Source organism: Nocardia jinanensis (genome assembly GCF_014645735.1).
Classification (GTDB): domain Bacteria; phylum Actinomycetota; class Actinomycetes; order Mycobacteriales; family Mycobacteriaceae; genus Nocardia; species Nocardia jinanensis.
Map to the genome: position 1 here is coordinate 1 of NZ_BMMH01000024.1, position 7,350 is coordinate 7,350.

5 protein-coding genes and 2 pseudogenes are annotated in these 7,350 nt (G+C 66.9%); 1 reads left to right on the plus strand and 6 read right to left on the minus strand.

Features of this window, described 5'->3' with window-relative positions; genetic code table 11:
- Window positions 1-54 precede the first annotated feature (54 nt).
- The 3 genes and pseudogenes from IEY68_RS30740 to IEY68_RS30750 all read right to left on the minus strand — a co-directional run.
- A pseudogene (locus IEY68_RS30740) lies at window positions 55-1,842 on the minus strand (DUF4158 domain-containing protein); the annotation flags it as partial.
- 105 nt (window positions 1,843-1,947) lie between these two features.
- Complete coding sequence (locus IEY68_RS30745; RefSeq protein ID WP_058856208.1) at window positions 1,948-2,226, minus strand: hypothetical protein; 279 nt, start codon at window positions 2,224-2,226, stop codon at window positions 1,948-1,950.
- 30 nt (window positions 2,227-2,256) lie between these two features.
- Window positions 2,257-3,213, minus strand: a complete 957-nt coding sequence (locus IEY68_RS30750; RefSeq protein WP_058856207.1) for an oxygenase MpaB family protein — start codon at window positions 3,211-3,213, stop codon at window positions 2,257-2,259.
- Between the two features lie 148 nt (window positions 3,214-3,361).
- Here IEY68_RS30750 and IEY68_RS30755 point away from each other — a divergent pair, with 148 nt between their 5' ends.
- Entirely contained in the window at window positions 3,362-3,985 is a 624-nt protein-coding gene (locus IEY68_RS30755) for a TetR/AcrR family transcriptional regulator (protein ID WP_058856206.1), read from the plus strand.
- A 77-nt stretch (window positions 3,986-4,062) separates the two neighbouring features.
- Here IEY68_RS30755 and IEY68_RS30760 read toward each other — a convergent pair.
- From IEY68_RS30760 to IEY68_RS30770, 3 genes and pseudogenes are all read right to left on the minus strand, one after another.
- Window positions 4,063-4,299 (minus strand): annotated as a pseudogene (locus IEY68_RS30760) (oxygenase MpaB family protein); the annotation flags it as partial.
- A 503-nt stretch (window positions 4,300-4,802) separates the two neighbouring features.
- On the minus strand, window positions 4,803-7,004 hold the full coding sequence (locus IEY68_RS30765) for a molybdopterin oxidoreductase family protein (RefSeq protein WP_063000457.1): 2,202 nt from the start codon (window positions 7,002-7,004) through the stop codon (window positions 4,803-4,805).
- Window positions 7,005-7,110: 106 nt separating this feature from the next.
- On the minus strand, window positions 7,111-7,326 hold the full coding sequence (locus IEY68_RS30770) for an MbtH family protein (RefSeq protein ID WP_058856204.1): 216 nt from the start codon (window positions 7,324-7,326) through the stop codon (window positions 7,111-7,113).
- Window positions 7,327-7,350: the final 24 nt, after the last annotated feature.

Here is a 7,350-nt window from a genome sequence, read left to right on the forward strand (position 1 = left end):
TCGGCGAGCACACGATCAAACCGACACCCCGGATTACCAGCGCAACCTATCTGGACGAGGCACTAGCTCGATCAACAAGGAAACTATTGGCGCGAACGGCAGCATCTCGGTCAACTCCGCCTTCAACGCTATCGCTTCGGCGGGGATGTCTTCGGCGGTCAACGGCGAGATCACCAGATCCCCAGCCTCATCGAGGTGGACCGGACCGTCACCGTCAGCGAGCACGGCCTCCAGCTCGGCGACCGCAGTGTGTAGTTCGTCGACCGCGGCCGCCAGCGCGTGTGAAGGATCGGCGGATCTGCCGACCAGGCGGCAGAACTCGGCGCGCTGAGGTTCCCACGCCTGCGGCGTGAGCAGATAGGCGGCCGGGTCGGCGTAGCGACGCGAGCCAGGCACGAACACATCACCGCTGCGAAGCCCGTCCCGCAGCCCGAGCAACACGCACAACTCCCAATAGTGCCGATAGGCGGTAGCACTACCGGATTTCCGGGCTTCCTCCAGGTAGCCGCGCCATTTGGTCGGTACGAACCCAGTCGGAGCCTCGGGTGGCACCTTGCGGGCGCCGGTCGCGTTCAGCTCACGCAGCATGTGCACCGCGATCAACAATTCGGTGGCCGCGGTCCCACCGGCGAACCTCACCGCCGAGAGCACCGCCGGGGTGAACTGACGCAGATAGCTGTAGCTCGCGTCGAGTGCGGCCAGGTGACCGTGGTCTCGGGGCAGGCGAGGTTTGGCCTGCGCGACCGCCGCACGCAGTCGCTCCCACCCGATCTTCTCCCCGCGGATCAGGCCACCGATCTCCTCGTCACCGATCCCGAGATCGGTGACGATGGCCAGGAGATCATCCAACAGGGCCTGGCGGTCCTCGCCGGTCTTGCCGCGTTCGGCCAACTGCTGCTGCATGCGGCGTTCAGCGGCACCAGATTTCGCCGAGATCGCCTGATCGAACAACCCCACCACCTCGTCGAGCACATCGGCCGCCGACTGCGCCATCACGGTCAACAGAATCGGATACCGGCGCTGCGGATCCCGCCTCTCCAACGCCTGACCGGTCAAACGACGCCCCATCGTGGCCAAGAACCGACGCCGCTCAGCGGGCAACACCGACATATCGACGGTGTCCGCGCCCAAGTCGCGCAGAAATCCCAGCTTCTCCACCTCGGCGCGCACCGCGCTCGCCGACGCTTCCACCGGACCAGTCGCGAGCCATCGCAGTCGCGACATCCCGATCGATGCATCGTTGACCAGCAGTCCATCCAGCTGCGCGCACCGTGCCGCGGTGAATTCATGCACCAACCGGTCGAAGGTCTCGGCCTGAGCCTGCGCGCGAGCGTGGGCGACCCGCTCCACCACCATCACCGGGCCCGGCCGGATCACGCGCGCCGAGACCAGATACTCACACCCGAGCCGGAACAGCAGCATCGGCGAATCGTGCTCCATAGCCCGCGCCAGCAGGAACTCATCGAGTTCCTTCAACTCCATCACCCCTGCTGAGCGCCACCCCAGATACCGCGCGGCCAACCGCACATGCTCGGTACGGGTCTTCGCCCGCCGCCCGTACGAGCCGATCTCGACCGGATCCACCCCCAACTGCTGCGCCAACCGAGCCACTGCCACCGGCGGTGCCGTCACCAACCGATCCGGAACAAACCCCAACGACGGCAACGTGCACAACGCGATCGCCAAACCCAACCGGTCCGCCGGACCCCGCCCACGACCCGGATCCACGAACGCCACATCCGCCGGCGTCAACGTGAAGAACCGGAACAACTCATCACGACTGATCTCCGGGAACTCCCGCAGACGCTCCAACTCCTCGTCCGCGAACACCCGCGTCGCCACGAACCACACCCTCCACCACACCGACCGACCCCAACGTCAGCCAGCAAAGCACCAACCGCCCACTCCCGCAGCACAACAACCTCAAAACCCAGCCTCATCGGCGGCCTACGGCATATCCGCCCGAAATTCGGCCGATGCTACGGCTACCCCGGCACGGCCGGTGTCCCAGTCGATTCCGAACCGGGCGCGCAGCGGGGGCAGCAGGTAGCCGGCGGTGGTGAGGCGCAACAGTGCGGCCACCGGGTGTGCGACCTGCAGCAGCAGCACAGCACGGGCGGTGAAAGCGGTCTTCCAGTCGATACCCTGTCGCCAGCTCAGCGAATCCGGGCCCCACAATCGCAGCTCCGGGGCTCCGGCGGGACCGGAGTTCTCGATCGTGGTCACGTTTCCCCCCGGAGTGATCGGGTGACGGCCTCAGCGCCGGTCGGCGGGTACCGCGAAGGATTCGAGACCATAACTGCGGCAGGCGGCCACTAGTTTCTCGTACTGGAAGCGGTTGTAGGCCAGTGGCTGCATCAGCAACCGGTCGGGCAGGACCCGCCAGGCCAGTTGCAGCAACCGTACATACAGCGCGAATTCCATATCGTGTCGCTGCTCGAGCTCGAATCCGGTGAGTCGCTGCACGGCCGGGTGCATGGCCTTGGACGAGCACACCTGGATCACATGCCCGGCCGCCGGCCGGATCACCAGCCACATGAGTGTCAGCGCGCGGCGCAGCAACGGCGGCAGCCCGAGGGTCGGCAGCGGCAATTGGGTCAGGTCGGCGAATTTCTGCACCAGGAAAGGGTTCTCGGCCAGTTCCTGGGTCGCCATCTGGTCGTAGTAGTCTCGTGCGTCGACCAGATCGGCGGGTAGTTTCCCGGCGGCACTGGGGAGTTCGAGATCGGCGAACGCGGCCCGCAACTGTTGATAGGCCGCCGCCTCCTCCTCCGGACGCAGTTCGGTACCGGTGCAGTAGGTGAAGGTATCGAGCACGACGAAGATGCCGCTCACCGCGATCCATTTCCAGGTGAACGGGTTCAGCGCACTGTATTCGACCTCGCCGAACGCCGCGCTACCGGATCCGCGCACATCACGGTGCCTGAGTTTCAGCCATTCGGCTTCGGCCCGGCGGTCATCGGAATCACCCCACAGCGCGATCATCGCGGAGACGCCGCTGCGCACTCCGCGATCGGCGAAGTTCTGCTCGAAGCGGCCGGTCCGGTCCACCGCGGCGGCGACCGGGACCAGCGCTACCTGGTCGAAGGCGGCACCCGCGAAGACGCCGGCCAGGATGCTACCGGAATGTTTGCGGAATTCGCGTAGGACCTCGGGCCGGACTCGGGGGTCGGTCGACTCTTCGGCGGTGCGCTCCGTTGCGTGGGTCGCCATCTCGTCACCTCGGGCGGGAAGAAGAACAGAAATGATAGATTGAACACCTTGAGTCTATCATTGGGCAGATGCGGAAACCATGGCTCGAACCGGGCCCTCCGCGTACGCATCGCACCGGCCCCGCTACCGAGCCGGTAGGCTGATCCGAATGGAAACGACGGCTGCGCAGTGGAGCGAGCTGCAGCAGTTGGACACCAGATCACGCACCATCATCGACGCCGCCCGCGAATGTTTCGCCACGCACGGTTTCGAGGAGACGACCATGGTGCGGATCGCCGAGGTCGCGGGTGTCGGAGTGGCGACCGTCTACCGCCGCTTCGGTACGAAATCGGCGATCGTCCGGTACGCACTCATGGCCGAATCCCAGCGTCTGGCGATGATCGTGGCCGACGCGATGCATCGGTCGGCGGGCCCGGTCGGGGCATTGGCGGATATGTTCGCCGCCTTCGTCGGTGAGGCCACCGCCCCCGAACTGCTGACCCGGAGCCTGCGTCTATCGGGCGCGGCCGGTCAGCTCACCGACTTCCTCAGCGACGACGATGTGATCCAGCAGGGTCGCGGGCTGGTCGCGCAGTTCCTCACCTATTGGCAGGACCGCGGCGAACTCGGCAGTTTCGACCCGGAGGTAGTGGCCGAACTGTTCGTCCGGCTCACCGTCTCCTTCATCTCCAACCCGCGCGGGGTACTACCGCTCGGCGATACCGACGCGGCCCGGGCGTTCGCCCGCCGCTATCTCGCACCGCTGATGTATCCCCACCCCGGCAGCAGCTGAACTCTCCCAGCCGGGCCCGCGGATCGGCCGCCCGGAAGGATCGTGACCGGCTCGCGCGGGGTCTCCTGTCGCGGCTGCACGGTGTAAGCGGCCGATTTCAGCTCCCGCTGCTTCATCTTCTGGATCTGCTGATGGTGTTTGCGGGCGTGATAGGCGATCGGGAAGTAGGCCAACCGGTCCGGGAGCACCCGGTAGGCGAACCGGATCACCGAGTAGGCACGCTCCAGCGCCCGCTGGTCCGCGTCCGACCATTGCGCGCCGATCATCGTGCGCAGGCGCGGATCGAGGAGTCCGACGATGGACACATAGTTTATGACGCCCATCCCGCCGACCGCGCCCGCCATCGACGCGGCGCCGACGTTATCGGTGATACTGCCGACCTGCACTGCGATGACAACGCCCATCGGCACCGAGATCCCGATGGCGGGCAGCAGCGAGACCGCCGCGAATACCACGCCTGCACGAGGGTTTCGCGCACCGGGAAGCGCAGGCGCGCGCTATCGGCCAGCGCGATGATCACGGCGCGGACACCCAGCCGGACCGCCCGCCCGAAGGTTCGGGTACCGGCCACGACCACAGCCGGCCCACCGGCCGGGGCAACGCGAGCCTGGGACATGGCGACTCCTAGCGCGGGCGGTCCCCCACGTCGTCGGGGAGGACCGCATCGGCGAACCGAAACCCACAGTGATAGTGAATCACGCACTAAGCTATCAATTACAGTCGGAAACCGGCGCAGAACAGCGAGATTCGATCGATGAACTACATCTGGAGGCTCCAGCGCGCCCGGACTACCGTTGCGGTACGGCGGCGAGACGGGTCAGGCGGGCGTCACCGATACCGGGACACCGTTGAACACGGCATTGCCCGACGGTACGTCCAGCACCGAATCGTCGGTCAGCACATTGGCGTTGACGCCCGCGTTCTGCCGCGCCACCTGCTGGAAGCTGGTCGTATGCCCCCAGCCGTGCGGCAGGCTCACCACCCCGGGCATGATCGAATCGGTGGCCTCCACCGGCACCGTGAGCGAACCGGCGGCGGATTTCACCAGTGCCTGTTCCCCCAGTCCGAGCCGGGCGATATCGTCGGGATGGATCTGCAACGTACAACGATTCGTCCCGCCCACCAGCCGGGGCGCATTGTGCATCCAGCTGTTGTTGGAGCGCAGATGACGGCGTCCGATCAAGACCATTTCCGCCGGTGCGGCCATCGATCCGGCGCGCAGCCGATCGAGATCGGCCAGGAGCAGCGGCGGCGCCAGATCCACCTTCCCCGATGCGGTGCGCAGCACCTCGGACAATCGCGGACGCAGCGCGCCGAGATCGATACCGTGCGGATTGTCCAGCAGGGTGCGCAGACTCAGATCTCCACCGTTCCACTCACCGTAGGGGCCCAGCCGCAGCATCAGGTCCAAGCGCTGTTCGGTGCTGGTACGGCCGGACAGTTCGTGCCGCCGCTGCTCGAGACCGGCCGACCGCAAGGTCGTGCCGATGACGAGTTCGTCGAAAACAGTCAGCGGATCGTATTCCGCGGTCGGATTGTGCGGCTGCCCGCCGATCGCGGCCGCCAGCCGCACATACACCGCGGCCTCCGACGGGCGGTCCTCCAGCGGCACCAACGGTGGCGAGTACCGGGCGTAGTTGCGGACAGCGAACTGCAGCAGCGCGAAATCGTAGTGCGGGGACTGCACCGGCCGCGGTGGCGGCAGGATCACATCGGCGTGCCGGGTCGTCTCGTTGAGATAGCAATCCAGACTGACCATGAAATCCAGTCCGGCGAACGCGGCGTCCAGCCGGGCACCGCCGGGCGCCGACAGCACCGGATTACCGGCCGCCGTGATCAGCGCCCGGACCTGGCCTTCGCCGGGCGTGCGGATCTCGTCGATCAGGGTCGCCACCGGTAGTTCACCCATCGCCTCGGGCAGGTCGCGGACCCGGCTGCGCCAGCGGCCCGGCCGGAAGGGCTTGGTCCGCACGATCCCGCGGACCGCCGCCGTCGCGAACATGACACCGCCGGGGGTGTCGAGATTCCCGGTGAGTACGTTGACGACGTCCACCAGCCACTGGGTCACCGTGCCGAATTCCGCGGTGCAGGTGCCGATCCGGGCATACACCGCGGCGGTCGGCGCGGCCGCGAGTTCACGGGCGAGCCGACGCACAGTCTCGGCGGGCACACCGGTACGCGCGCAGACCGACTCCGGATCGAATTCCGCGGCCGCCGCCCGCAACTCTTCCAGCCCCGTGACTCGCACGCCGACCTCGGTGAGGTTCTCCGCGAACAGGGAGTGCACGATGCCGAACAGTAGATACGCGTCGGTACCGGGCCGCACGAAGAGATGCTCATCGGCGCGGGCCGCGGTGCGGGTCCGTCGCGGATCGACCACGACCAGCCGGCCACCACGCGCCCGCAGCGCCTGCAACCGGCCCGGAAAATCCGGCGCGGTACACAGCGAACCGTTCGATTCGAGCGGGTTGGCTCCCAGCATCAGCACGTAATCGGTACGGTCCAGATCGGGAACCGGAACGGCGAGCGGATCGCCGAACATCAACCCGCACGCGAGCTGTTTGGGCATCTGGTCGGCGGTGCTGGCGGAGAAGACGTTCCTCGACCCGAGCGCCCGGATCAGCGCTGGTGCGTACAGGGTCCCCGCGACGGTATGCGCATTGGGATTGCCCAGGTACAGCGCCACCGACTGATCGCCGTGCTCGGCCTTGATCGCCGGAATCCGCGACGCGATCAGATCGAAGGCCTCCGCCCAACCCACCGTCCGCCACGACCCGGTGCCACGATCCCGCATCATGGGTTCGGTGATCCGGTCGGGGTCGCCGTCGAGCTGCCCGAAGCTGGCGCCCTTCGGGCACAGGAAGCCCTTGCTGAACGGATCCAGCTTATCGCCCCGCGCCCCGGTTACCCGATCGCGCGAGTCGACGGTCAGCTCCAGGCCGCAGGCCGCCTCGCACAGCGGGCAGGTGCGCAGCAGGTTCCGGACGGCGGTATCGGGTGCGGCAGGGTTCGCGGCCATGACACCATCATCACTCTTTGATACACCGACCGGAAGGTGTATCGCGAGATCCGCTACGAACCAGCCGTGCGGCCCGCCGGGCCCGAACGCACCGGATCGGGCAGCTCTACTCGGCCGATACCGCTTCCCGCAGCCCACTGGGCCGCATATCGGTCCAGTTCTGCTCGACATAATCGACACAGGCCGCCCGGCTGTCGTCGCCGAACACGACCCGCCACCCGTGCGGCACCTCGGCGAAAGCCGGCCACAGTGAATGCTGGTCCTCGTCGTTGGCCAGTACGAAGAACCGGCCGTCCTCGTCGTCGAACGGATTCGCGCTCATATCACCTTCCACAGATCGTTGTCG